This is a genomic window from Allochromatium vinosum DSM 180 (genome assembly GCF_000025485.1).
Lineage (GTDB): Bacteria > Pseudomonadota > Gammaproteobacteria > Chromatiales > Chromatiaceae > Thermochromatium > Thermochromatium vinosum.
In genome coordinates, this window is record NC_013851.1 from 1,468,300 (window position 1) to 1,492,044 (window position 23,745).

The 23,745-nt window shown below is 65.2% G+C and carries 24 protein-coding genes; 19 read left to right on the forward strand and 5 right to left on the reverse strand.

Annotated features, from left to right (window positions below):
- Window positions 1-268: 268 nt before the first annotated feature.
- The 3 genes from ALVIN_RS06330 (at window position 269) to lysS (ending at window position 4,033) form a co-directional block, all read left to right on the forward strand.
- Window positions 269-1,225, forward strand: coding sequence for a hypothetical protein (locus ALVIN_RS06330; protein WP_012970494.1), 957 nt, complete (start codon window positions 269-271; stop codon window positions 1,223-1,225).
- Between the two features lie 103 nt (window positions 1,226-1,328).
- A protein-coding gene (prfB, locus tag ALVIN_RS06335; RefSeq protein WP_148217466.1) for a peptide chain release factor 2 occupies window positions 1,329-2,427 on the forward strand; the annotation gives its coding sequence in 2 pieces (ribosomal slippage) (window positions 1,329-1,403 and window positions 1,405-2,427; 1,098 coding nt in all).
- An 88-nt stretch (window positions 2,428-2,515) separates the two neighbouring features.
- On the forward strand, window positions 2,516-4,033 hold the full coding sequence (gene lysS, locus ALVIN_RS06340) for a lysine--tRNA ligase (RefSeq protein WP_012970496.1): 1,518 nt from the start codon (window positions 2,516-2,518) through the stop codon (window positions 4,031-4,033).
- Here the strand turns inward: lysS and ygfZ are convergent.
- On the reverse strand, window positions 4,030-5,082 hold the full coding sequence (gene ygfZ, locus ALVIN_RS06345) for a CAF17-like 4Fe-4S cluster assembly/insertion protein YgfZ (RefSeq protein ID WP_223295274.1): 1,053 nt from the start codon (window positions 5,080-5,082) through the stop codon (window positions 4,030-4,032). The two genes, lysS and ygfZ, sit on opposite strands and share 4 nt — an antisense overlap.
- A 49-nt stretch (window positions 5,083-5,131) precedes the next feature.
- Between ygfZ and ALVIN_RS06350 the strand changes: the two genes are divergently transcribed.
- Entirely contained in the window at window positions 5,132-6,958 is a 1,827-nt protein-coding gene (locus ALVIN_RS06350) for an RNB domain-containing ribonuclease (protein ID WP_012970498.1), read from the forward strand.
- 129 nt (window positions 6,959-7,087) lie between these two features.
- Here ALVIN_RS06350 and ALVIN_RS06355 read toward each other — a convergent pair whose 3' ends face one another.
- Window positions 7,088-7,606, reverse strand: coding sequence for a YcbK family protein (locus ALVIN_RS06355; RefSeq protein WP_317623704.1), 519 nt, complete (start codon window positions 7,604-7,606; stop codon window positions 7,088-7,090).
- A 372-nt stretch (window positions 7,607-7,978) separates the two neighbouring features.
- Here ALVIN_RS06355 and ALVIN_RS06360 point away from each other — a divergent pair, with 372 nt between their 5' ends.
- Window positions 7,979-8,656 (forward strand): lytic transglycosylase domain-containing protein, encoded by a 678-nt coding sequence (locus tag ALVIN_RS06360; RefSeq protein WP_200156881.1) that lies wholly within the window; start codon window positions 7,979-7,981, stop codon window positions 8,654-8,656.
- A 15-nt stretch (window positions 8,657-8,671) separates the two neighbouring features.
- Here ALVIN_RS06360 and ALVIN_RS06365 read toward each other — a convergent pair whose 3' ends face one another.
- Window positions 8,672-8,890, reverse strand: coding sequence for a hypothetical protein (locus tag ALVIN_RS06365; RefSeq protein ID WP_012970501.1), 219 nt, complete (start codon window positions 8,888-8,890; stop codon window positions 8,672-8,674).
- A 37-nt stretch (window positions 8,891-8,927) separates the two neighbouring features.
- On the reverse strand, window positions 8,928-9,782 hold the full coding sequence (locus tag ALVIN_RS06370) for a pentapeptide repeat-containing protein (RefSeq protein ID WP_012970502.1): 855 nt from the start codon (window positions 9,780-9,782) through the stop codon (window positions 8,928-8,930).
- A 50-nt stretch (window positions 9,783-9,832) separates the two neighbouring features.
- On the opposite strand from ALVIN_RS06370, the gene holA reads away from it, so the two are divergent.
- The 10 genes from holA (at window position 9,833) to ALVIN_RS06410 (ending at window position 19,728) form a co-directional block, all read left to right on the forward strand.
- Complete coding sequence (holA, locus tag ALVIN_RS06375; RefSeq protein WP_012970503.1) at window positions 9,833-10,837, forward strand: DNA polymerase III subunit delta; 1,005 nt, start codon at window positions 9,833-9,835, stop codon at window positions 10,835-10,837.
- Window positions 10,838-11,041: 204 nt separating this feature from the next.
- Window positions 11,042-12,625: a sigma 54-interacting transcriptional regulator gene (locus ALVIN_RS06380; RefSeq protein ID WP_050750295.1), complete on the forward strand. Its 1,584-nt coding sequence runs from the start codon at window positions 11,042-11,044 to the stop codon at window positions 12,623-12,625.
- 178 nt (window positions 12,626-12,803) lie between these two features.
- The gene (locus ALVIN_RS06385) at window positions 12,804-14,603 is read left to right on the forward strand and encodes a DUF1538 domain-containing protein (protein WP_012970505.1); all 1,800 of its coding nucleotides are present in this window, start codon (window positions 12,804-12,806) and stop codon (window positions 14,601-14,603) included.
- On the forward strand, window positions 14,600-14,974 hold the full coding sequence (locus ALVIN_RS06390; RefSeq protein WP_012970506.1) for a P-II family nitrogen regulator: 375 nt from the start codon (window positions 14,600-14,602) through the stop codon (window positions 14,972-14,974). Before ALVIN_RS06385 ends, ALVIN_RS06390 begins: the two co-directional genes overlap by 4 nt.
- Window positions 14,971-15,369 carry a hypothetical protein gene (locus ALVIN_RS06395; protein ID WP_012970507.1) on the forward strand — a complete coding sequence of 133 codons (399 nt, stop codon included), beginning with the start codon at window positions 14,971-14,973 and terminating at the stop codon, window positions 15,367-15,369. Before ALVIN_RS06390 ends, ALVIN_RS06395 begins: the two co-directional genes overlap by 4 nt.
- Before the next feature lie 5 nt (window positions 15,370-15,374).
- Window positions 15,375-17,045 carry a SulP family inorganic anion transporter gene (locus tag ALVIN_RS06400; protein WP_012970508.1) on the forward strand — a complete coding sequence of 557 codons (1,671 nt, stop codon included), beginning with the start codon at window positions 15,375-15,377 and terminating at the stop codon, window positions 17,043-17,045.
- A 41-nt stretch (window positions 17,046-17,086) separates the two neighbouring features.
- Window positions 17,087-18,154, forward strand: coding sequence for an AI-2E family transporter (locus ALVIN_RS06405; protein ID WP_012970509.1), 1,068 nt, complete (start codon window positions 17,087-17,089; stop codon window positions 18,152-18,154).
- A gap of 296 nt (window positions 18,155-18,450) precedes the next feature.
- Complete coding sequence (locus ALVIN_RS17800; protein WP_190275525.1) at window positions 18,451-18,591, forward strand: hypothetical protein; 141 nt, start codon at window positions 18,451-18,453, stop codon at window positions 18,589-18,591.
- Window positions 18,592-18,604: 13 nt separating this feature from the next.
- Window positions 18,605-18,727, forward strand: coding sequence for a hypothetical protein (locus tag ALVIN_RS18155; protein WP_263053327.1), 123 nt, complete (start codon window positions 18,605-18,607; stop codon window positions 18,725-18,727).
- Entirely contained in the window at window positions 18,724-19,728 is a 1,005-nt protein-coding gene (locus tag ALVIN_RS06410; RefSeq protein ID WP_012970510.1) for a hypothetical protein, read from the forward strand. The genes ALVIN_RS18155 and ALVIN_RS06410 overlap by 4 nt, the downstream gene beginning before the upstream one ends.
- A gap of 81 nt (window positions 19,729-19,809) precedes the next feature.
- Here the strand turns inward: ALVIN_RS06410 and ALVIN_RS06415 are convergent, their stop codons facing one another.
- Complete coding sequence (locus ALVIN_RS06415) at window positions 19,810-20,088, reverse strand: hypothetical protein (protein ID WP_012970511.1); 279 nt, start codon at window positions 20,086-20,088, stop codon at window positions 19,810-19,812.
- Between the two features lie 628 nt (window positions 20,089-20,716).
- Between ALVIN_RS06415 and ALVIN_RS06420 the strand changes: the two genes are divergently transcribed.
- The 4 genes from ALVIN_RS06420 to ALVIN_RS06435 are packed head-to-tail and all read left to right on the forward strand — an operon-like array spanning window position 20,717 to window position 23,644.
- Window positions 20,717-21,064, forward strand: a complete 348-nt coding sequence (locus tag ALVIN_RS06420; protein WP_012970512.1) for a putative quinol monooxygenase — start codon at window positions 20,717-20,719, stop codon at window positions 21,062-21,064.
- Window positions 21,061-21,906 (forward strand): polyphosphate kinase 2, encoded by an 846-nt coding sequence (ppk2, locus tag ALVIN_RS06425; protein ID WP_012970513.1) that lies wholly within the window; start codon window positions 21,061-21,063, stop codon window positions 21,904-21,906. Before ALVIN_RS06420 ends, ppk2 begins: the two co-directional genes overlap by 4 nt.
- A gap of 25 nt (window positions 21,907-21,931) precedes the next feature.
- Window positions 21,932-22,411 carry a hypothetical protein gene (locus ALVIN_RS06430; protein ID WP_012970514.1) on the forward strand — a complete coding sequence of 160 codons (480 nt, stop codon included), beginning with the start codon at window positions 21,932-21,934 and terminating at the stop codon, window positions 22,409-22,411.
- 3 nt (window positions 22,412-22,414) lie between these two features.
- Entirely contained in the window at window positions 22,415-23,644 is a 1,230-nt protein-coding gene (locus tag ALVIN_RS06435) for an HlyD family secretion protein (protein ID WP_012970515.1), read from the forward strand.
- The last annotated feature ends 101 nt before the right edge of the window (window positions 23,645-23,745 follow it).

Genomic DNA, 23,745 nt, shown 5'->3' on the forward strand with positions numbered 1-23,745 from the left:
GGGGCGTTTGATAATGGGAGTTTAGAGTCGGAATTCGACGCGGATTGGAACGCTGTCGGGAGGCGGCTGGTCCGGTCCGAACGCGGACTGTCCGACGGATTCCAGCGACGTCTGTGTCAGGTCGATCCCTAAGTCTAATGGTAGCGGCGTGGTCGGGCAATGGCGCAATGCTTTGGATCGCGGCTGGAGTATTGTAGAGTCGTGCGCGTTCGCACGCCTCAGCCTGATGGCGATGCGACACTTGAACACGATTCGATTAGAGATTTGCATGAGCCGATACGACGTTTTCAATGGTGATGCCGACGGGCTGTGCGCCCTGCATCAATTGCGGCTGATCGAGCCGCTCGACACCCGGCTCGTGACCGGTCCCAAGCGGGAGATCGATCTGCTCGCGCGTGTTCCCGTGGATCAGGCCGAGTCTGTGACCGTGCTCGACCTCTCGATGGAGAAGAATGGCGCGGCACTGCGTGCTCTGCTGGAGGCCGGCGTCCGTGTGACTTATTTCGATCATCATCTTCCCGGTGAGATCCCGGAGCATCCGGGGTTGAGTGCGCATCTGGACATGCGGCCCGAGGTCTGTACCAGTCTGCTGGTCGATGCCTATCTCGACGGACGGGCGCGGGCCTGGGCCGTGGTCGGAGCCTTCGGCGACAATCTCAATCGCTCGGCGCGGCGTGCAGCCGAGTCGCTGAGTCTGGACGCGCTCGAGGTCGAGCGCCTGCGTGAGCTGGGGATCTGCCTCAACTACAACGGTTACGGCCCCAGTATCGAGGATCTGCACTTTGCGCCGGATGCGCTCTATCGGCGCCTCCAGCCCTACGCGGACCCGTTCGATTTCATTAGAGAAGAGGCGGCCTTCGCGCGCCTGCGCGACGGCTATGCCGATGACATGGCGTGCGCACGCGCACTGAAGTCCGAATACGAGGACGACCGGCATCGTCTCGTCATCCTGCCGGCCGAACCCTGGGCGCGGCGCGCGAGCGGTGTCTATGCCAATGAACTGGCACAGGCCGCGCCCGAACAGGCGCACGCCATCCTCACGCGCCTGAGCGCGGGCGGCTTTCTGGTCAGTGTCCGCGCTCCGGTGGCCCGTCCTCAGGGCGCCGACCAGCTCTGCCGCCGCTTCCCGACCGGGGGCGGGCGCACGGGCGCGGCCGGTATCAACCATCTGCCCGAGGCCGATTACGACGCCTTCGTGGAAGCGTTCCGCGCGGCTTTCGTCTGAACGCCTGTCGTCAGCGGGCGTTGGTATTCTCGATTCGCCATCACTGGAAAGCCCGTGTGACGACGGGTTATGATTTCAAACTTTTATCCGGCCGGGACTGCTCATGCTCGACATCAATCCGATCGCCCATCAAATCGCCGACCTGAAGGGACGTGTCGAGTCCCTCAGGGGGTATCTTTGACTACGCCGAACGCAAGGATCGGCTGACCGAGGTTCTGCGCGAACTGGAGGATCCGACCATCTGGAACGATCCGGGCCGCGCCCAGGCGCTGGGGCGCGAGCGCGCCACGCTGGAAGCCGTGGTGCTCACAATCGACGAGCTGACCGGCGCGCTCGCTGACGCCGACGATCTGCTCGCGCTCGCCGCCGAGGAATCCGACGAAGCGACGCTCGAATCGCTGGTCGCCGACCTCAAGAGCCACGAGGCGCGCGTGTCGGAGCTGGAATTCCGGCGCATGTTCTCCGGTGAGATGGACGCCTGCAACGCCTTCGTCGACATCCAGGCTGGTTCGGGCGGCACCGAGGCGCAGGACTGGGCCGAGATGCTGTTGCGCATGTATCTGCGCTGGGGCGAGCGGCGCGGCTTCAAGACCGAGCTGATGGAGGTCTCGGCGGGCGAAGTGGCCGGCATCAAGTCGGCCACCGTCAAGTTCGAGGGCGATTATGCCTTCGGCTGGCTGCGCACCGAGATCGGCGTGCATCGTCTGGTGCGCAAGTCGCCCTTCGACTCGGGCAACCGGCGGCATACCTCGTTTTCATCGGTGTTCGTCTCGCCCGAGGTCGATGACTCGGTCGAGATCGAGATCAACCCGGCCGACCTGCGCATCGACGTCTATCGCGCCAGCGGCGCCGGCGGTCAGCACGTCAACCGGACCGAGTCGGCGGTGCGTATCACCCACAACCCGACCGGCATCGTGGTCCAGTGTCAGAACGACCGTTCGCAGCACAAGAACAAGGATCAGGCGATGAAGCAGCTCAAGTCCAAGCTCTACGAGCTTGAGATGCAGAAGCGCCGCGCCAGCCAGCAGGCGCTGGAAGAGACCAAGTCCGACATCGGCTGGGGCAGCCAGATCCGTTCTTATGTGCTCGACCAGTCGCGCATCAAGGATCTGCGCACCGGGGTGGAGATCGCCAACACCCAGGGCGTGCTCGACGGCAATCTCGACCCCTTCATCCAAGCCAGCCTCAAGAGCGGGCTTTGAACCGCTGTCCGTTTCAGCCAGCGCGATCAGCCGGCCGCCAACCCAGGCCGCCGGCTGATCGCCGGATCACCTGGAGACTCCCAATCCGATGAGCGACGCGCCATCAACCGCCACCGAGGCACTCGACGAGAACAAACTGATCGCCCAGCGGCGCGAGAAGCTGGCGCGGCTACGCGAGCGCGGCAACGCGTTCCCGAACGATTTCCGGCGCGATGCGCTGGCGGGCGACCTGCTGGCTCAGTACGAGGCGCTGGAGGCCGAGGAACTGGAAGCGCGTGCGGTGCGCGTCAAGCTGGCCGGTCGACTGATGACCCGGCGCGTCATGGGCAAAGCGAGCTTTGCGCACATCCAGGACATGTCGGCGCGCATCCAGGTCTTCGTCCAGCGCGATCAGGTCGGCGAAGAGACCTACGACCACTTCAAGCGCGAGCTGGATCTCGGCGACATCATCGGCGTCGAGGGTCAGGTGTTCAAGACCAAGACCGGCGAGCTGTCGGTGCGCTGTGATTCGCTGCGTCTGCTGACCAAGGCGCTGCGTCCGCTGCCCGAGAAATTCCATGGTCTGACCGACATGGAGAGCCGCTATCGGCAGCGTTATCTCGATCTGATCATGAACACGGGCACGCGCGACACCTTCCGCGTGCGCACCGCGATCGTGCAGTTCATCCGCGACTATCTCAACGGTCGCGGCTATCTGGAAGTCGAGACGCCGATGATGCAGGTGATTCCGGGCGGTGCGGTGGCGCGGCCCTTCATCACCCATCACAATGCGCTCGACATGCAGCTCTTCCTGCGCATCGCGCCCGAGTTGTTCCTCAAGCGGCTGGTGGTCGGCGGGTTCGAGAAGGTCTACGAGATCAACCGCAACTTCAGAAACGAAGGTCTCTCGACCCGGCACAACCCCGAGTTCACCATGCTGGAGTTCTACGAGGCCTATGCCGACTATCACGATCTGATGGATCTGACCGAGGACATGCTGCGCCGGATGGCGATCGAGGTGCTGGGCACGACTCAGATCCAGTATCAGGGCGCAAACTATGATTTCGGTCGGCCCTTCGCGCGGCTGAGCGTGCGTGACGCGATCCTCCAGTTCAATCCCGAGCTGACGGCGGCGGACGTCGACGACCTGGATCGCCTGCGCGCGGTGGTCGAGCGTCATGGCGTCGTACCCAAGGCGACCTGGGGGTTGGGCAAGCTGCAAGTCGAACTCTTCGAGCAGACGGTCGAGAGCCGGCTGATGGACCCGACCTTCATCACCCGCTATCCGACCGAGGTCTCACCGCTGGCGCGGCGCAATGACGAAGACCCAAGCGTCACTGACCGCTTCGAGCTCTTCGTCGGCGGACGCGAGATCGCCAACGGTTTCTCGGAGTTGAACGACGCCGAGGATCAGGCCGAGCGCTTCCGCGCCCAGGTGGCCGAGAAGGAGGCCGGCGACCAGGAGGCCATGTACTATGACGCCGACTATGTCCGCGCCCTAGAGCACGGTCTGCCGCCGACGGCGGGCGAGGGCATCGGCATCGACCGGCTGGTGATGCTCTTCACCGACTCGCCCTCGATCCGCGACGTGCTGCTGTTCCCGCACATGCGCCCGGAGTCGATCTAGGCCGGAAACCCATAGGGCGGCTCGCGCAGACTGAGCGTCGGCCCATCGGCGCCGAGCCGGATGTCGTGACCGCTGTCGACGGCCGCCGTTTCGGTGACGACCAGCAGGGCATGGCGCCGGTCGCCGATCGGGCAGGCATCGACCACCCAGCCTTCAGTCTGTTGTGAAGCACTGGAGGCGGCCGAGAGTTCCTCGCCCGGTTGGGGGGGAGCGTCGCGCTCGACTTCGGCCAGATACATGCGCCGCTTGAGCTTGCCGAGGAACTGCATGCGTGCGACGACTTCCTGGCCGGTATAGCAGCCCTTGTTGAAGCTCACGCCGTCGATGCGTTGCAGATTGAGCATCTGGGGCACGAAGGTCTCGACCGTGCGGTCGTAGACGTTCGGCAGACCGGCCTGGATGTCGAGCCGGGTCCAGTCGGTGGCGTTGGCGGGTGCGGCCTGGGGCGCGAGCGCCTCCCAGAGTGCGCGCAGCGGCTCGAAGGGGCCGATCAGTTCGAAACGTGGCGTGGGGCCGGGAATCCGGATCACGGCGACGTCATCAGACTGAACCAGTCCATTGTCGCGCTCGGGCACTGGCAGACCCTGAGCAGCGAGTAGTGCCGGAGCTGTCTCGCCTGCCAGCCCGATGCGGATCAGCTCGTCACTGGCATCGTTCAGCGTGACCTTGGCGCGCAGGATGAAGCGGCTCAGGCGCTGGATGCTCTCGGCCACACGCTCCATCGGCGTCTGGAGATAGATCGTCTCGTCCAGACGCAGCGCGCGAAACAGCGTCAAGATACGTCCCTTCTGGCTGCAATGGGCGCTGAGTTGGGTATGGCTGGCCGACAGCTCGCGAATGTCGTTGGTGAGCTGTCCCTGCAGAAAGCTCGCTGCGTCCGCACCGCGCGCCGCGATCAGCCCGAGATGCGAGAGATCGAACAGCCGGCAATCCGTGGGTGTCGCCGGTTCCGGGAACTGGACGCGCCCCTGGGCGTCGATGGACGCCGTGCCGGCGGTCAGGAAGTCTCGCCATTGATGCATCATGATATGGACCTCGAAAATAGACATCTAAGCCGCGTCCAGTATGACATGCGGTTCCACCGGAGATAACAGCGCTTTGCCGACACATCAAGTGACACCCCCTCTCGATAGCCTGGTGCTCTACAAGAGCCGGCCGGCGCGCGTGGCCGCGCTCGGCGAGAAGATCGAGATCGAGCTGGAGGGCGGTCAGACCAAGCGCGTCCGGCCCAAGGACATCGAACTGCTGCATCCCGGACCACTGCGCCGGTTGTCCGAACTGGTGCCGCTGGAGGGCGAACTGAACGCGGCCTGGGAATTGCTGGAAGGCGGCGAGACCACGGTGCGCGAGCTGGCCGAACTGGCCTTCGACGACTACACACCGGCGAGCGCCTGGGCCGTCTGGCAGCAGGTCGCCGAAGGGCTGGCTTTTGTCGGCACGCCCGAGTCGATCCAGGTCCGACCGCGCGCGGTGGTCGAGCGCGAGCAGGCCGAGCGTACCGCCAAGGAGGCCGCCGAACGCGACTGGCGCGCCTTCCTGGAGCGCATGGCCGCCGCGCGTCCGGCGCCCGAGGATGCGCCCCGGCTCAGCGAGGTCGAGCGTCTGGCGCTCGGCCAGTCCGAGCACAGCCGCATCCTGGAAGCGCTCGGCCATCCGCAGACTCCGGAGAGCGCCCATCGTGCCCTGGTCCAGGTCGGACATTGGCCCGAGCGTCACAATCCGCATCCGCGCCGCTGCGGCGCCCCGATCGGCGACATCGAACTGCCGGTCCCGGATCTCGACGAAGAGACGCGGCTCGATCTCACCCATCTGCCGGCCTATGCCATCGACGACGAGGGCAATCAAGACCCCGACGATGCCTTGAGCCTGGACGGCGACCGCCTCTGGGTCCATGTCGCCGACGTTGGCGCTCTGGTGCGTCCGGACAGCGAGCTGGAACGCGAGGCGCGCGCGCGCGGCTCGAACCTCTATCTGCCCGAGGGCGTGGTCAACATGCTCCCCTGGCGCGTGACCGAACATCTGGGTCTGGGATTGCAGGAGGTCTCGCCCGCGCTCTCGTTCGCCCTGCGCTGCGACGCGGACGGCGAACTCCGCGACATCGAGGTCCACCGCACCTGGGTGCGCGTCACCCGTCTGAGCTATGAGGCCGTCGAGCAGCGGCTGAGCGAGGAACCCTTCGCCGCCCTGCGCGCCTTCACCGACCGCTTCCGCGCCCGGCGCTTTGCGCAGGGCGCCAGCCGTCTGGCCCTGCCTGAAGTCAGCGTGCGGGTCGAGGACGGTCGGGTCAACATCCGTCCGCTGCCGCGGCTGATGAGCCGCGAGCTGGTCACGGATGCCATGCTGATGGCCGGCGAGGCCGCCGCGCGCTTCTGTCTGGAGCGCGAGATCCCGATCCCCTTCGCTGTCCAGCCGCCGCCCGAATCGACAGATGAGAGCACGGACCTGGCCAGCATGTATGCCCGTCGGCGCGGCTTCAAGCCGACCCGGCTGGTGCTGGAGCCGGACCGGCACGCCAGCCTGGGTCTGGGGCACTACACCCGCGCGACCAGTCCGCTACGGCGCTATTCCGATCTGCTGGTGCATCAGCAGATCCGTGCCTGGCTCGACGGCGCTCCGCCGCTCGATCGCGCTCAGGTGCTGGAGCGCATCGGCGAGGCCGAGCAATCGTCGATCGCGGTGCGACGCGGCGAACGACTCTCCAACCAGCACTGGAAGCTGGTCTATCTCAAGGAGAATCCGGGTTGGAAGGGGCAGGGCGTGGTGGTGGCGCTCGAAGAACGCCGGGCCGTGATCCTGGTGCCGGATCTGGCGCTGGAAGCGCGCATTCGGGTGCGCGATGCCGTGACGCTCAACCAGCCGCTCCGGATCGCCGTCAACGAGGTCGATCTGCCGGATCTCAGCGCCAGTTTCCGTGCGCTCGGCTGAACGGGTCGAGAGTCGACCGATAGTTGGAGCACAGGGTCCGCGAAGCGAGTTGGTGATGAGCCGGCATGCGGCCTGCAAACATCGAGCGAGTCGCCGATCTTCGCGTCCCCGTGGTGTCAGTCGCGCCGATCAGGCGCCCCAGGAGCGGACCGCGCCCGTGTCGAGATGCACGAAGTCGGAGCGTCTGTAATACCCCACGCCGCCACGTCCGAGCGACACGGCGGCATCACGCAGACGACGGGTCGAAAGATCGGGGAAGCGCACATCGATGGCTTGGCCGTGCAGATGGAGGCTGTTCTTGGCGACACCTCTGGACGCCTTCCTCAGCCGGGCGTTGGTGGCAGGAGAGCGGTAGGCGCTGATGACGTCGAACCGGGCGTCGGGATCGCCGAGCCTCAGCTTGAGATCGTAGAGGATGTCGAAGAGCTGCGGGTCCATCGTCGTGACGTCGCCGGTGCGAAAGTCGCGGAAGAACTGGTTCAGTCGCAGCAGGGCGGATCGTTGATAGGTGTCGCCGATGCGATAGGTGACGTCGACCCATTCGTCGGTGTGCAGGTGGCGGAAAGACAGGACACGCGGGCGTTCGGCCGAGCGGCGTGAGAAGAAGGGTGAGGCGGCAACGGGAGCGGCCGCCGCGGACAGGGCCATCCCTAGGAAGTAACGTCGATTCATGTTCCCCCCGGTACATTGGTGACGTTAGTCATAATTGGAGGCCAGATTATAGTGTGCTCGGCAATCGAGGCCAATGAAAATTTGTTCGATCTCAATTCCGATCCGATTTTTATACTCGACACTAGAAACCAATCATAACTATCGAGATTGAAAGCAAACCGTCAGGCGCCTCGGGCACGATATGATTGCGTTGCAAGTGACTTTTGGACCCAGTGGTTGGGCCTGGTCATGGAGGTGCCTGGATGGAGCGAGACAGGCTGATTTCAGGGTGGGAATGCACTATGCTATCCCTGTTCGTCGAATCTCAAAGGGGGATGGGGGATGTGTGTGACGCTGAGAGCGGCCGTGATGCTCGGTGCCGTTGCGGTTGCATCCTGGGGAACGGTACGCGCTGATATCTACAAATATGTCGACGCGGCGGGGAACGTCTACTTTACAGATGCGCCGCTTCAGGGCAGCCGCTACAGGCTCGAATGGCATCGAGAATCGCGCAAGGTCGCGCGTGAGGTCACGACCCGGTTGAAGCCGGAGCCGAGCACGAGCATCGCCAGTCGGGGACGCATCATTACCAGCCAATCAGTCGCCGTGCTGAACCAGTCGCAATCACAGCGACGCGCCCTCTACCATCATTTCGTCCTGGCCAACGCGCGCCGCTACGGACTCTCGCCGAGTCTGCTCCATGCCGTCATCCGTGCCGAATCGGCCTACAATCCGGCGGCCGTCTCGCGCGCCGGCGCTCAGGGACTGATGCAGCTCATGCCGGGCACGGCCGCGCGCTACGGCGTCAGGGACAGCTTCGATCCGGCCGAGAACATCCGTGGCGGTTCGGCCTATCTGCGCGATCTGCTCGACCTCTTCGATCAGGACGTCAAGCTCGCGCTCGCCGGCTACAACGCGGGCGAGGGAGCCGTGATCAAGCATGGCCGCCAGATCCCGCCCTATACCGAGACGCAGGACTATGTGCGCAAGGTGCTGAGCTTCTACGCCGCTGAGCGGCCGAACAGCTTCATCATGTCGGCGCGCTAGCGGGTCCGCTCGGCCTCAATCCTCGCCGATCACGCGCGTGTCACGCGGAGTCGAGAGCAGGCGCTCGGCCTCGCCCTGCTGACGCGCGAAGATCAGGCGATACTCCGCCCCCGTCTCACGCGGTTCGCTCTGACGCCGTTCGCGCACCAGTTCGCGCGCGCGCTGATACTGATCGACCGTATCGAGATGTTCCAGCTGGCGGGGTGGGGAGATCTTGTAGACGAAGTAAGGCATGTCTTTGGTTCCCGGTTCGATTCCGTATGAGGTCGTGCTAGCGGAGATTCTGCTTGTAGCTCGGAACCTGGGCGTTGCGCGCCTTGGAGACGTTGGCGAACTCCAGGGTGACGCTGGCCAGCTCGACGCCCGAAAAGTCGGCGTTGGTGAGATCGGCCCGATGCAGGATGGAGCCGCCAAGGCTGGCGTTGGTCAGGTCGACGTTGGTGAGATTGGCGTGACGGAAGTTGGTATCCTGAGCCAGGATCCCGCGCAGTCGGGCGCCATTGAGATTGGCCCCTTCCAGATTGGCCAGATTGATCACGGTGAAACCTTCGGGAGTCGTGCTGGTCAGGTCGGCCTGGCTCAGATTGGCGCGGACCAGATTGGCGTCGTTGAGATGACAGTCGCGCAGATCGGCGTCCGAGAGATCGGCCTCGCGCAGATTTGCACGGATGAAGAGCGCACTCGTCGCCTTGACCGAACGCAGGTCGCTGCCGTGGAAATCCGTCCCGCGCAGATCGGCGTGACTCAGATCCGCGCCCTGGAGATTGGCATAGCGGATCTCGACGCCGCGCAGATCGGCCTGGGCCAGTCGGGCGCCGGCGAGGTTGGCGTGATTGAGCATGGCCGAGCGCGCCGGATGCTCGGAGCCGAGCCGGGCGCGGGTGAGATCCGCCTCACTCAGATCGGCCTGTTTCAGATGGACGCCGATCAGGATGGTATCGACCAGACGCGCACCGGCCAGACAGGCACCGTCGAGGTCGCTCGATGTCAGGTTGGCACCGCTCAGATCCATCCCGCGCAGATCCGCGCCGCTCAGTTGCATGTCGCGCAGATCCGCGCCGACGAGCGAATCGGCGGCGATGGTTTCCAGGATCGCTCCGGTTTCGCGATGTTTGATCTCGACCATGTCCAGTGTGCTCCACGGGATGACGGGTTTTGGTTGGCTGAAAATATATCATGGCTATTCGTTTCAACGAGCTTGGCTCCAAGCTCAAGGCCGGACTGGCGCCGGTCTATCTGATCTGCGGCGACGAGCCCTATCAGTTCGGCGAGGCCGCGCGCCTGGTGCGCGAGGCGGCGCGCCGTGCCGGGTTCGACGAGCGCGAGATCCTCGACACCGAGGGGCCGTTCCAATGGGGAGCGTTGGCGGCGACTGCGGATGCGATGTCGCTGTTTTCGTCACGGCGGCTGATCGAGTTGCGCGCGGCCAACGGCAAGATCGGCAAGGAGGGCAGCGAGGCGATCCGCGCCTATTGCGAGCGTCCCTGTCCGGACAATCTGCTGCTGATCCTGGCGCCTGGAATGGATCGCAAGGAATTGCAGTCGGCCTGGGCCAAGCGGGTCGAGTCGATCGGAGCCGTGATCCAGGTGTGGCCGTTGAAGGAACGCGAGCTGGAAGCCTGGCTGGCGCAACGGTTGCAGTCGGCCGGCCTCCAGCCGGGCACAGGCGTGGCGGGACTGTTGGCCGAGCGCTCTGAAGGCAATCTGCTGGCGGCGGCGCAGGAGGTCGAGAAACTGCGTCTGCTGCACGATCCGGGGCCGCTCGAACTCGACGATCTGCTCGGCAATCTGGCCGACAGCGCGCGATTCGATCTCTTTGCGCTGACCGATGCCGCGCTCGGTGGCGATCGGGCGCGGGTGCAGCGTGTGCTGGCGGTGCTGCGGGCCGAGGGGACGGCGGATGTGCTGGTGCTCTGGGTGCTGGCGCGCGAGCTGCGGATGCTGGCCGAGGCGGCGGGAGCCGTCGCGGCGCGTGCCTCGCTCGACGCGGTCTATTCCAGACATCGCGTGCCACGGATGCGTCAGGAGACGATCGGGCGAGCGCTGAAGCGGCTGTCTCCGGGGCGCCTGCGCGAGCTGCTGGCTCAGTGCGCCGGCGTCGATCGCGCCATCAAGGGCGTCGAGCCGGGCGACTCCTGGCATCGGCTCGCCGTCATCGCCGATGGGCTGAGCAGCGGGTAGGAAAGAAACCGGTAGCTCAAAGCGTTGCCTGAAACGCCAATGTATCGCCCATCGATTCAATGGGTTGCACCGATGACTGGAACTGGGTCACGAAGGCTTTGAATCATCCTCCGAAATATCGGATTTTCTATGACAAAGAACGCCAATCCAGGTAGCGGAATCACGAGCGATGCAGCGAGGCCGGCGAGTGGCGTGCCCCCGTTCATGGTGGATAGGCGCCGGCCGTCGAATGCGACCGAGGTCTCGCTCGCCGAGCGTCTGGCCTTCGAGCGTTTGCTGGGTGATCTGTCGGCGCTCTTCGCCAACCTCCCGCCTGAGCGGGTCATCGCTGAAATCGAAGCCGCCTTGGCGCGTTTGGTCGACTTTCTCGGATTCGATCGCAGTTCGTTCGGTGAATTCAGGGACGAGGATTCTCCGATCGAGGTGCTCTGCTCGGTGGCGCGCAACGGGATCGAAACCACTCCACTGGGCGTCGGGTTGCCGCTGCCCTGGTATTTCGGCGCGCTGCGCTCCGGTCAATTGCTCGTGCTGCCGGATCTCCCGGCGGATCTGCCGCCCGAGGCCGAGATCGAAGCTGAGTTCAGCCGTCAGAGCGGATTGCGCTCGAACCTGAGTATCCCACTGCGGGTCGGTGGGCGCGTCATGGGCGTGATCGCCTTCTCAGCCTTCCATCGTACCCGCGCCTGGCCGGAGGATCTGATCGTCCGGCTCAAGATCGTCGGCGAGGTGTTCGCTCAGGCGCTGGCGCGCAGTCGCCGCGAGACCGAGCTGGCGGCCGCGCTCGCCGAGATCACGCGCCTCAAGGAGCGGCTGGAGGCCGAGAACAGCTATCTGCGCCAGTCCGGATGTGCGCGTCCCGCCCAGATGCTGGCCAGCCGTTCACCGCGCTTCAATCAGGTGCTCGACGAGATCGCCCAAGCGGCCCCGACCAACGCCACCGTGCTCCTGCTCGGCGAGACCGGCACCGGCAAGGAGGTGCTGGCCGATACCCTCCATGCGCTGAGCCAACGCCGTGAGCGCCCCCTCATCAAGGTCAACTGCGCGGCCCTGCCGGCCTCCCTGATCGAGACCGAGCTCTTCGGGCGCGAAAAGGGTGCCTATACCGGCGCACTGGCGCGTCAGCCCGGACGCTTCGAGCTGGCCGATGGCGGCAGCCTCTTTCTCGACGAGGTTGGCGAGCTGCCGCTGGAGCTTCAGGCCAAGCTGTTGCGCGTGCTCCAGGACGGGGTGTTCGAGCGCGTCGGCGGCACCCGGACGATCCGGGTCGACGTGCGTCTGATCGCGGCGACCAACCGTAATCTGGCGCGCGCCGTCCAGGCGGGCGGTTTTCGCGAGGATCTGTTCTATCGCCTCAACGTCTTTCCGGTGACGCTGCCCCCTCTGCGCGAGCGGCGTGAGGACATCCCCTGGCTGGCCTGGGAGTTCATCAAGCACTTCAGTGACTCGATGGGCAAGCCGATCGAGCACGTCGCCGAGGACTCGATGCAGGCGCTGCTCGACTATCACTGGCCGGGCAATGTGCGTGAACTGCGCAATCTGATCGAGCGCGCCATGATCCTGGCGCGCGGCCCCACCCTGCATGTGGCGCTCGAATGCGCACCGGCGACGACCACACGACCGACCGCGACCGACACGCTCGCCGACAACGAGCGCGCCCATATCCTCCAGATCCTGGAGCAGACGCACTGGCGCATCCGCGGCGCGGGCGGGGCGGCGGAACGGCTCGGTCTCAAGCCGACGACGCTCGAATCGCGCATGAAACGGCTGGGATTGAGCCGATCCGGTTGAGGCGGATCGGTGTTTCGTGCGAATTCCGAAATATCGGAGTTTCGACCTCCAGACCGTGGTTCGAGATCGACCGCGTCATCCTTCAAGGCGCTGATTCAGCAGCCGATCTGAATCGCGGTGGAGTTGGTAAATTTTTTGCTTAGCTCTGCCAAGGTTTCGATATTACTGAGGACGGGGCATGAGTCCGACGCAGAACCAGGTTCGCTACGCCGATTATCTCCGCGCCATCGGGGCGGGGCGGCGCGAGCTGAGTTTCAACGCCATCGTCCCATCTGAGGGCCGCGATGCGCGCGGGCGTCCGCTGCCCAAATCCGCCCCCGGCCCCATCCGGTTGCATCCGGACGAGATCCTGCGTCTGCTCCAGCCCTACGTCTCGGTGCGCTTCCTGGATCAGCTCAAGGCCGTCGCGCCCCTGGCACTCTATCTGGCGCTGTTCCAGATCCTGATCCTGCGCCAGTTGATCGACGACTCCTGGCTGATCACCGGCGGTCTGTTCGCGGTGATCCTGGGTCTGATGTGTTTCATGGAGGGCTTGAAACTGGGCCTGATGCCCTTCGGCGAGCTGATCGGCCACCGCCTGCCGCGTAAGTCGCCGCTGCCGCTGGTGCTACTCATCACCCTGCTGCTCGGCATCGGCGTGACCTTCGCCGAGCCGGCGATCGGCGCGCTCCAGGCCGCCGGGCAGAACGTCTCACCCGAGCGCGCGCCCTATCTCTGGGCGCTGCTCAACCCCTGGTCGGGCGCGCTGGTGCTGGTCATCGGCGCCGGCGTCGGACTCGCCGCCGTGCTGGGTACACTGCGCTTTCTCTATGGCTGGAGCCTCAAGCCCCTGATCTATGCGTCGCTGGTCCCGGTGATCGGGCTGACGCTCTATGGCGCGAGCCAACCGGAGCTGGCCAAGGTACTGGGTCTGGCCTGGGACGCCGGGGCCGTGACCACCGGGCCGGTCACGGTTCCGCTGGTGCTGGCGCTCGGCATCGGCATTGCGGCGGCGGCCGGGCGGGGCGACTCAGGTCTGTCGGGTTTCGGCATCGTGACCCTGGCCTCGCTTTTCCCGGTCATCGGCGTGCTGTTGCTGGCCTTCTACATCGCCGGCACCGTCACGCCGACCGAGATCCTCGCCGCCGCGACAGCCGCCGCCAGTGCGTCGACCGGGGATCTCGCCTGGTACGCCCGCAGTCCGGGAGTGGAGGTGCTGATGGGCCTCCGCGCCATTCTGCCGCTGGTGCTGTTCCTGTTCGTCATCCTCAGGCTGGTGCTCAAGGACGAGCTGCCACGCCCGCGCGAGATCGGACTCGGCATCGCCCTGACGGTGATCGGCATGTGTCTGTTCAACCTGGAACTGACCTATGGCCTATCGGCCCTGGGCGGGAGTGCGGGCTCGCTGGTTCCGGCGGCCTTCATGGAGATTCCGGGGGCGGAAGACTCGCCGCTCTATCGCTATGGGGTCGGATTGACGCTCGCGGTGGTCTTCACCTGGGTGCTGGGCTTCGGGGCGACCTATGCCGAGCCGGCCCTCAATGCCCTGGGTGTGACCGCCGAGCAACTGACCAACGGCTTCTTCAAGAAGCGCACCCTGATCCTGGCGGTCTCGATCGGGGTCGCCTGCGGCATCGCCCTGGGCCTGACCAAGCTGGTGTTCGACCTGCCGCTGGTGTGGCTAATCGTCCCGCCCTATCTGTTTGCTGCCATTTTGACCCTGATGTCCTCGGAAGAATTCGTGAACGTCGCCTGGGATAGCGCCGGCGTCACCACGGGGCCGATCACCGTGCCCCTGGTGCTCGCCATGGGGCTGGGTCTGGGTCAGGCGACGCACGCCGTCGAAGGCTTCGGCATCCTCTGTCTGGCCTCCATCGGCCCGATCATCAGCGTACTGCTGACCGGACTCCGGGCGCGTCGGCGACTCGGGCGGCAAACGCGCGCCGCCCAGCGCGCGCCCGTCACGCATGCCGCACTGGAGGTTCAGTCAGCACTATGAAAGACGACAAGATCACCTATTTGACCGACGTGGTGCTCATCACCTGCATCGTCGAGGCCGGGCGCGGCGACGCCGTCATCCAGGCCGCCCAGGCGATGGGTGCGGCCGGGGCGCTCGTCTACCACGCCCGTGGGATCGGGCCGCGCGAGCGGCTGGGACTGCTCGGCATCGCGATCGAGGCCGAGAAGGACGTCGTCAGCCTCCTGGTCGCGAGCGATTATCAGGAGGTGGTCTTCGAGGCGGTCTATCGCGCCGCCGATCTGGATCGCCCCGGCGCCGGTCTGGCCTACATCACGCCCGTGGAGCGGCTGGCGACCTATATCCCGCGCGAGGTGCTGGCGCAGGTGTCGGGTCAGGAGTCCGGGCAATGAGCGACCGCGAGCCTTCGGTGCCGACGCCGATCCTCGGCGGCCCGGCCAAACTCATTTCCTGCATCCTCCCGGATGACGGCCGTGACCGGCGCCTGCTGGCCTGGCTGCGCGACCAAGCGGGCGTGATGCGGGCGAATTCCGTCTATTGCCGTGGTCACTCGGTGCTCCAGGAGACGCGCGCGCGCCGCAGCCGGCTGGCCGAACCGACGCTGGTGCGACTGCTCAGCCTCGTGGTGGACGCCGCCGAGGCCGACGCGCTCTTCGAGCGCCTCTATGTGCAGGCCGATATTGGTCGACCGAACGGCGGTGCGCTCATGATGACGCCGCTGAGTTTTGCCACCCCGTTCCAGCTTCCCGCAGACGTCTCCAACGAACCCGGCGAGCCGGCGGAGTAATCCTCATGGCTTTGATCCCGATGCGCGACTGGCTCGGCGACTATCAGCGCGGCTGGCTGCGCCTGGATCTGGTGGCGGGCCTGACCACGGCCGCCGTGGTCATCCCCAAGGCGATGGCCTATGCCACCATCGCCGGATTGCCGGTGGAGGTCGGACTCTACACCGCCTTCGTGCCCCTGGTGATCTACGCCATCCTCGGCACCTCGCGACCGCTCAGCGTCACCACCACCACGACGCTCGCGATCCTCACCGGCACCCAGCTCGCGCTGGTGGTGCCGAACGGCGATCCGGCGGCGCTGCTGACGGCCTCGGCGACGCTCGCGATCCTGGTCGGGGCGATGCTGATCCTGGCGGCGGTGCTGCGGCTCGGGGTCGTCGCCAGCTTCATCTCGGAGCCGGTGCTGACCGGATTCAAGGCCGGCATCGGGCTGGTCATCATCCTGGATCAGGTGCCCAAGCTGCTCGGGATCCACTTCGAGAAAGAGGGCTTCGTGCGCGACATCTTCGCGCTCATCGCGCATCTGCCCGAGACCTCGCTCGCGACCCTGGCGGTCGGCGTGGCCATGCTGGCCATCCTGCTCGGAGTCGAGCGTCTGGTCCCGCGCGCTCCGGCCCCGCTGGTCGCGGTCGCGCTCGGCATTGCCGTCTCCGGGCTGCTCGCCTTACAGGATCAGGGCGTGGCCATCATCGGCCACATCCCCCAGGGATTGCCGGCCCTGAGCCGGCCCAACCCGGATCTGATCGCGCAACTCTGGCCCGGCGCGCTCGGTATCGCGCTGATGAGCTTCACCGAATCCATCGCCGCCGCGCGCGCCTTCGCGGGGCGGGGCGAACCACAGCCGCAGCCGAACCGCGAGCTGGTGGCGACCGGACTCGGCAACCTCGTCGGCGGCCTGTTCGGCGCCATGCCGGGCGGCGGCGGCACCTCACAGACGGCGGTGAACCGGCGTGCCGGCGCCCGTACTCAGGTCGCCGGTCTGGTGACGGCAGTGGCCGCCGTCGCGACCCTGCTCCTGCTCGCACCCCTGATGGGCCTGATGCCGCAGGCGACCCTGGCGGCTGTGGTCATCGTCTATTCGATCGGGCTGATCCAGCCGGTCGAGCTCTTCGACATCCTGAAGATCCGGCGCATGGAGTTTCTCTGGGCGCTGGCCGCTTTCGCCGGCGTGGTGGTGCTCGGGACGCTCAAGGGGATTCTGGTGGCCATTATCGTCTCCCTGGTGTCGCTGGCCTATCAGGCCGCGCATCCCCGGCTCTATGTGCTGGGGCGCAAGCCGGGCACGGATGTCTTCCGTCCGAGAACGGATGCGCACCCGGAGGACGAGACCGTCCCCGGACTGCTGATGGTGCGGCCGGAGGGGCGTCTGTTCTTCGCCAATGCCCAACGGATCGGCGAGCAGCTCTGGCCGCTGATCGAGGCCGCCGAACCGCGCGTACTGGTGATGGACTTCAGCGCCGTGATCGACATCGAGTACTCGGCGCTCAAGATGCTGGTCGAGGGCGAGGAGCGGCTGCGTGCGCGCGGTATCGAACTCTGGCTGGTGGCGCTCAATCCCGAGGTGCTCGGCATGGTCCAGCGCTCTTCACTCGGCGAGACCCTTGGTCGCGAGCGGCTCCTGTTCAATCTCTCGCTGGCCGTCGAGCGGTTTCGCACTCAAGTCGCTCCGGTTGATTGAGGCATCCGCCAGACACAGTCCGCGACGTTGAGAAATTTCCCATGCAGCCGCAAAACGCATTCGTGGCCAATGCCCTTGAAGCGACCATCCGTATCGCTCTACTGCTGGTGCTGGCGGCTTGGTGCTTCGATATCGTCAAGCCGTTCGTCATCCCCATCGCCTGGGGGATCATCATCGCGGTGGCGCAGTACCCCGGTTATCTCAGGCTGCGCGCCTGGCTCGGCGGGCGCCGGCGCGCCGCCGCCACCCTGATGGTCGTGATCGATCTCCTGGTGCTGCTGGTCCCGGCCGTACTCTTGAGCGACACACTGTTGGACGGCGCCCAGAATCTTGCCAAAGGGTTGCAAGAAGGCACGCTGGCTGTTCCGCGACCACCTGAGTCGATCAAGGACTGGCCTCTGGTCGGCGAGCCGCTCAACGTCTTCTGGAACCAGGCGTCCCAGAACCTGGCCGAGACAGCCGCCAAGTTCGCTCCCCAGCTCAAGGCGTCGGCTGGATGGTTGCTGGCCACCGTTGCGGGAGCTGGGTTCAGCGTCCTGCAGTTCATCATCGCCATCATCATTGCGGGAGCGCTGCTGGCGCATTCGGACGCTTCCGCTGAATTCGCCCGGGCCGTCGCCACGCGCCTGGCGGGCGAGAAGGGCGAGGAGCTCGCCCGGCTCGCGGAGACCATCGTGCGTAGCGTCACCAAGGGCATTCTGGGGGTGGCGCTGATCCAGGCCATCCTGGCGGGGATCGGCTTCATGGTCATGGGGATCCCTGCCGCCGGACTCTGGGCACTGCTGTGTCTGCTGCTCAGCACGGTGCAGATCGGCATCTTTCCGATCACCCTGCCGATCCTGATCTATGTCTTTGCGACGGCCGACACGGTGCCGGCGGTGCTCTTCCTGGTCTGGAGTCTCATCGTCGGCAGCCTGGATAACGTGCTCAAGCCCCTGGTGCTAGGACGTGGTGTGCAGGTGCCCATGGCCGTGATCTTCGTGGGCGCCATCGGCGGCTTCATCAGCTCCGGCATTATCGGACTCTTCGTCGGTGCCGTGGTGCTGACGCTCGGCTACAAGCTGCTCCTGGCCTGGGTGTATGAGCGACCCAAAGAATCGTCCGTGTAGGTGTGGAACCGCCGCACGCCTAAACCCAGACCTGCGGCACCGCCGATCAGGCGTGCGAACGCATCAGGTTTCACTGGGTTTCAACTATAGTGTATTCGCAGGGTCTCCATTCGAGTTGCTGCGCTGGCCCAAGCTTCTGTGCTCACTCCTCTGTGCCGATTCACTGGCGCTCCCGCCTTGCAGGCGCGCCGGAGCGATCTGCTGCTGCGCAACACCTTCTGGACCCTGGCCCGCGAGGCCATCCTCAAGCTCCAGTTCCCGGCGATCATCCTCTACGCGACGGTCAGGGGTTCGTGGTGCCGGCCCTACTCGGAGTCTGTGTGCTGCTGGCGCTCGGGCTGCTGGACCGCAACGACTTGCTGGAGGCGTCCAAGGTCGCGGGCGGACCGCTCGCGCTTCTGTTCGGCGGCATGATGGTCACGCGCGCTCCGGGTTGACTTCGTCGGACCCATGATTCTGGCTACGCTGGCCAGCAACTCGGCCGGCATGCTGACCCTGGTCGCGCTGCTGCTCGCCGGAATCGGGATGCTCTACAGTGGGCGTCATGATGATTCTATGAGGACGGACGCATGAAGCTCTTTCAATCCATCTTCGGCAGCGAGACGCGCCAAAGCTACCCGGAATCACTCATCGAGACGGCCATCGAGCGCGCGGTCGACGGCACGGACTCGCGCCTGCGGCTGCTGCCGGGCTATCGCAAGCGGCTACGCGCTCCGGTCATAAAGGCGATCGATCATGTGATCGCACTGGTCGACGCCATCCAGGCGCCGCTGCCGGCGAGCGTGCGCCAACATGGAACCGAGCCGCGCCTGTCGACCGTCTTCTCCTCGGCGGGCGACATGCTGGAGATCCTGGTGCGTGATCCGGCCCTGTCGCGTTTCCTCGCCGGCCCGGAGGGCAAGGGTGCCGAACAGGTCGCGGCCCTGCTGATGACCGAGCACGCGGAACGCAACATCCTGGGTCTGGATCTTGTGGGCGATCAGGTGCGGCGCGACGTACCGCAGGTCACGGTCAATTTCACGGGACACCGGCTGCTCGACCCGACCACGAACGAGCCCGAGAGCCGGCGTCTGTGGAAGCGTCGCGCCTTCGACCATCTCCTGACCCTGGCCTTGAGCCGCATCGCCGAGACGCGGGTGGAACGGGCCGATCTGACCCGCCAGCGTGATCTCCTGCGGCGCAAACTCAAGACCCTGGAGCGCGCTGGCTGGAGCTTCGAACAAGCCGAGGACGACGCCCCGGATCCGGCAGCGCTCGCGGCCGAGCTGGACACCATCACGGCGCAACTGGAGAGGCTGGGGGCGAATCAGGATGTCTTGCAGGCGCATCTGGGCATCGTCAGCGAGCTGCTGGCGGATGCTCCGGCCCAACTCTGGGCCGAACCGATCGCCTTCGTCCTCGATCCCATGAACATCCAGCGCGCGCCCAGTGATCCTTCGGCGCGCCGCATCGAGTTCCAGGAGCTACGCAATGCCCAGGGACGGCGCGTGGTGGCGTTGCCGCTGACCATCGTGCCGGCGGATCTGCCCGAGCGCGAGGATCTGGTCAGCGCGGCTTCGCGTTATCTGCAATGAGCCGGCCCGGCTCCAGCGGAAAGACAAGGCCGGCGTCCCGCTGTTACGCCAAGCCGTTTTGGCCGATCCGCATGCCCCTGATCAGGCTCCCGGCTCGTTCTTCAACGCCTGGTCCGTGATCTCTTTATACAGATGAACCGCGCGGGCATAGAGCTTCTCGTATTCCGGCCGCTTGTCGATGTACGACTTGATGTGTTCGGCATCCTCCATGACCTGCTTGAGGTGACTGATGTCGGAGTCATCGAGCGGCTCACCCCGATCGACCTTGGCCTTGATGTCGAGCGCGCGCGGAAGTCGAAACTTCTCGAAGCGCTCAAGGATGGTGACGATCACGCCTTCTTCATGTGAGAGCTCGCTCATGGTGTCTTCCTGGGCTGTGTGTCGAATTTGAAATGCACGACGGCGACTAACGCAGAGGCGGAGTCATCACCGCGCCTCGCGGGTGAGGATCAAGGGCGGCACAGATCGAGTTCTCATCTGGAATCGTTGATCGGATCGTTCTGTGCGACCCGATGAAAGCAAATCGCCCGCCAACTGGACGCAAAGCCGTGTGCTATGGCGCGAATCGCGTCAAATCAGAGTGTTGGGCGCCTCCAGTATCGATGGAGACATTGTGTCGCGACAGAGGCCCACGACATATCGGAGGATCTACGAATCGCAACGGGGTCGCGCCCGAATCGAAGGCGTCGATGCCGTGGATGACATTGACGTCGCTCCGAGACGAATGCGGCGCGTCTGATTCGTGGAAACTCTGATATTTCAGAGGATGAGATCGGAGCCATGCCGTCTTTCGGACCCGATGTGACGATCAAACCATTGATCGGAAAAGCCATCTTCATCTCCAGCCGTGCTTTCAGTTCATGGCCCTTTTTTTGCTGTATAGCCCGTATCGTTCAGCCGCGTCGAGTCTGTGGGCGCCATAGATCCCACGCCAGGCGCCTGCTGGCCGAACGAACCGGCTCCCTGTCGTTTTGCACGAGACCTCCGAATGATCATCTTTTCGATGAGCATCTTCGTCCCGTCGTCGCAACACGCCGATCTGGCGCGCACACTGGGCGCCCTGCTCGAACCCGTCCGGGTGGCGCCGGGCTGTCTGCGCTGCCAGCTCTATACCGACTTCGATGACCCCAATGGGTTCATGCTGGTGGAGGAATGGGACTCACAGGCCATGCTGGACCGGCATCTGCGATCCGATGCCTGCAAGACGCTGCTTGCCGCAATCGAACTCTCCACCCGACCGCCCGTGATCCGTTTCGATCATGTGGCGCGGCGCGCCGGGATCGAGGTCATGGAACGGGCGCGCCGTCCGACCAACATCCAGGAGATCCGCCGATGAAGAAGAACACGTCCGCCAAACCGTCCGACGTCGTCGAAGAGGCGGCCGCCCAGGAACCCGAGACGCTCGTGAAGCTCAAGACCAAGACCTACGAGAAAGAACTGGCCAAGCTCCATGTCGAGCTGGTCAAGCTCCAGGAGTGGGTGCGTCACGCGGGACTCAAAGTGTGCATCGTCTTCGAGGGTCGTGACGGCGCGGGCAAGGGCGGCACCATCAAGGCTATCACCGAGCGGGTCAGTCCGCGCGTCTTCCGCGTGGTGGCGCTGCCGGCGCCGACCGAGCGCGAGAAGACCCAGATCTATATCCAGCGCTACATGCGCCATTTCCCGGCGGCCGGGGAGATCGTCATCTTCGACCGCAGCTGGTACAACCGCGCCGGGGTCGAGCGGGTCATGGGGTTCTGCACCGAGGAGCAGACCGAGCGCTTTCTGAGTCTGGCGCCGATGTTCGAGCGGGCGATGGTCGACTCGGGCCTCATCCTGATCAAATACTGGCTGGAGGTCAGTCCCGAGGAGCAGACGCGGCGTCTTTCAGCGCGCATCGAGGACGGGCGCAAGCTCTGGAAGCTCTCGCCGATGGATCTGCAATCCTACAGCCGCTGGTACGACTATTCGCGGGCGCGCGACGCCATGTTCGCGGCGACCGATACCGAGTTCGCGCCCTGGTTCGTGGCCCGCTCCGACGACAAGAAGCGCGCGCGGCTCAACATCATCCGGCATTTGTTGAGCCGTATCCCCTACGAGGAACTGCCGCGCGAGCACATCGTCCTGCCCAAGCGTCAGAAACCGCACGGGTATCGCGAGCCGGATTATCCGTTCAAGTTCATCCCAGAGACGGTCTGACCGTCGCCATAGGAGCCTGATCGATATGACGGACTCGTTACACCTGCTGCATCCGGAAGCGATCCCCCATCTGCCCATCTTCATCACCGCGCCGGGAGAGACGGATGTGCTGTTCGTGGTGAATGCCATTTTCGTGCTGATGGCCGTCACTGGTCTCGGACTCTTCTATTTCAAACTCCACGCGCTGCCGGAGCAGTTGGCGCATCGCGGCCAGAAGATCCAGTTCCAACTCGTCGCGGTACTGGGTCTGCTGGCGCTCTTCACCCACAACCACGCCTTCTGGATCGCCGGACTGCTGCTGGCCCTGGTGCCGCTGCCCGATTTCACCACGCCGCTCGGCACGATCGCGCGTTCGCTGGAGCGGTTGGCCGATGCGGCACAACCGGCGGCTGTTCCACCGACTGAACCCAGTCGAGAAGTCGCGGCGCCCATTCCTTCCGCCACGCCCGCGCGTGAGGCGCCGCCGAGCACCGCCGGCCAGTCGCCTGAGCCAAAGGAGGATTGAGTCATGCTGGAACTCTTCCTCTGCTCGATGCTGACCATCCTGCCGGACTTCCTCTATCGGCGCTTCGTCCAGGGCAAGCGGCTCGGACATGAGATCAACCTGTTCTCGGTCTGGTTCGAGCTGCGTTGGGGCATCACCCTGTGTCTGATCCTCACCCTGAGCCTGATCACGACCATCTTCTATTTCCATCCCTCGACCAAGGCCGCGACCTCGGTGTTCCGCACCGTGACCATCCTGCCCGAGCGCAATGGCCGCGTGGCCGAGACCTATGTCGACATCAATCAACGGGTGACGGCTGGTCAACCCCTGTTCCGGCTCGACAGCACCGAGCAGGAGGCGGCCATCGAAACCGCCCGGCGCAAGATCGCCGAGATCGAGGCGACGATGATCGTCGCCCAGTCGCAACTGGCGGAAGCCGACGGGCGAATCGTCCAGGCGCGCGGCGGACTCCAGCAGGCCACCGATGAGTTCAGGGCGCGCGCCGAGGTACAGAAGCGCAGTCCGGGGTCGGTCGCCGAGCGCGACGTCGAGCGGGCGCGGGTCAATATCGAGACCCAGCAGGGTGCGCTCGATGCGGCACTGGCTGGCCGCGCGGCCGTGGTCTCGGAGATCGAGTTCCAGCTCCCGGCCCAGAAGGCCAGCGCCGAGGCCGCGTTGCGCGAGGCCCAGATCGAACTCGACAAGAGCCTGATCGTGGCCGGAACCGACGGCGTCGTGCAGCAGTTCGCGTTGCGTCCGGGCGATGTAGTCAATCCCATGCTGCGGCCCGCCGGCATTCTGGTGCCGGACCGCAAGGTCACGGGGCTGATGGCCGGTTTCGGCCAGATCGAGGCGCCGGTACTCAAGGTCGGCATGATCGGCGAGGTCACCTGTGTGGCCAAGCCGTGGCAGATCGTCCCGGTGGTTATCACCGAGGTCCAGGACGTCATCGCCTCGGGTCAGGTTCGGGCCACCGACCAACTGGTCGATATCCAACAGATCGCACGCCCGGGAACCCTCACCGCCATCCTCGAACCGCTCTATGAGGGCCAGCTCGACGATCTGCCACAGGGCGGCGTCTGCATCGCCAACGCCTATACCAGCAACCACGAGGCGCTCGCCGATCCCGACATCGGCGCTCTGCGCTGGCTCGGTCTGCACGCCATCGACGCCGTCGGGCTGGTACATGCCATGCTCCTGCGCATCCAGGCGTTGCTGCTGCCGATCCAGACGCTGGTACTGGGCGGGCATTGAGAGAAAGGCCGTTGGCGGCCGGCCTCCAGCCGCTATCCAGCAACATTCCGGACTGTCCGGAACATACTGCGTTCGGATAAAACAACCAGGAGAGACACAGG

What these genes read in the sequence shown, in the direction of transcription:
- ALVIN_RS06330 (WP_012970494.1), top strand. Translation starts at nt 269, where the DNA reads ATGAGCCGATACGACGTTTTCAATGGTGATGCCGACGGGCTGTGCGCC.
- lysS (WP_012970496.1), top strand. Translation starts at nt 2,516, where the DNA reads ATGAGCGACGCGCCATCAACCGCCACCGAGGCACTCGACGAGAACAAA.
- ygfZ (WP_223295274.1), bottom strand. Translation starts at nt 5,082, where the DNA reads ATGTCTATTTTCGAGGTCCATATCATGATGCATCAATGGCGAGACTTC.
- ALVIN_RS06355 (WP_317623704.1), bottom strand. Translation starts at nt 7,606, where the DNA reads ATGGCCCTGTCCGCGGCGGCCGCTCCCGTTGCCGCCTCACCCTTCTTC.
- ALVIN_RS06360 (WP_200156881.1), top strand. Translation starts at nt 7,979, where the DNA reads ATGCTCGGTGCCGTTGCGGTTGCATCCTGGGGAACGGTACGCGCTGAT.
- ALVIN_RS06365 (WP_012970501.1), bottom strand. Translation starts at nt 8,890, where the DNA reads ATGCCTTACTTCGTCTACAAGATCTCCCCACCCCGCCAGCTGGAACAT.
- ALVIN_RS06370 (WP_012970502.1), bottom strand. Translation starts at nt 9,782, where the DNA reads ATGGTCGAGATCAAACATCGCGAAACCGGAGCGATCCTGGAAACCATC.
- holA (WP_012970503.1), top strand. Translation starts at nt 9,833, where the DNA reads ATGGCTATTCGTTTCAACGAGCTTGGCTCCAAGCTCAAGGCCGGACTG.
- ALVIN_RS06380 (WP_050750295.1), top strand. Translation starts at nt 11,042, where the DNA reads ATGGTGGATAGGCGCCGGCCGTCGAATGCGACCGAGGTCTCGCTCGCC.
- ALVIN_RS06385 (WP_012970505.1), top strand. Translation starts at nt 12,804, where the DNA reads ATGAGTCCGACGCAGAACCAGGTTCGCTACGCCGATTATCTCCGCGCC.
- ALVIN_RS06390 (WP_012970506.1), top strand. Translation starts at nt 14,600, where the DNA reads ATGAAAGACGACAAGATCACCTATTTGACCGACGTGGTGCTCATCACC.
- ALVIN_RS06395 (WP_012970507.1), top strand. Translation starts at nt 14,971, where the DNA reads ATGAGCGACCGCGAGCCTTCGGTGCCGACGCCGATCCTCGGCGGCCCG.
- ALVIN_RS06400 (WP_012970508.1), top strand. Translation starts at nt 15,375, where the DNA reads ATGGCTTTGATCCCGATGCGCGACTGGCTCGGCGACTATCAGCGCGGC.
- ALVIN_RS06405 (WP_012970509.1), top strand. Translation starts at nt 17,087, where the DNA reads ATGCAGCCGCAAAACGCATTCGTGGCCAATGCCCTTGAAGCGACCATC.
- ALVIN_RS18155 (WP_263053327.1), top strand. Translation starts at nt 18,605, where the DNA reads ATGATTCTGGCTACGCTGGCCAGCAACTCGGCCGGCATGCTGACCCTG.
- ALVIN_RS06410 (WP_012970510.1), top strand. Translation starts at nt 18,724, where the DNA reads ATGAAGCTCTTTCAATCCATCTTCGGCAGCGAGACGCGCCAAAGCTAC.
- ALVIN_RS06415 (WP_012970511.1), bottom strand. Translation starts at nt 20,088, where the DNA reads ATGAGCGAGCTCTCACATGAAGAAGGCGTGATCGTCACCATCCTTGAG.
- ALVIN_RS06420 (WP_012970512.1), top strand. Translation starts at nt 20,717, where the DNA reads ATGATCATCTTTTCGATGAGCATCTTCGTCCCGTCGTCGCAACACGCC.
- ppk2 (WP_012970513.1), top strand. Translation starts at nt 21,061, where the DNA reads ATGAAGAAGAACACGTCCGCCAAACCGTCCGACGTCGTCGAAGAGGCG.
- ALVIN_RS06430 (WP_012970514.1), top strand. Translation starts at nt 21,932, where the DNA reads ATGACGGACTCGTTACACCTGCTGCATCCGGAAGCGATCCCCCATCTG.
- ALVIN_RS06435 (WP_012970515.1), top strand. Translation starts at nt 22,415, where the DNA reads ATGCTGGAACTCTTCCTCTGCTCGATGCTGACCATCCTGCCGGACTTC.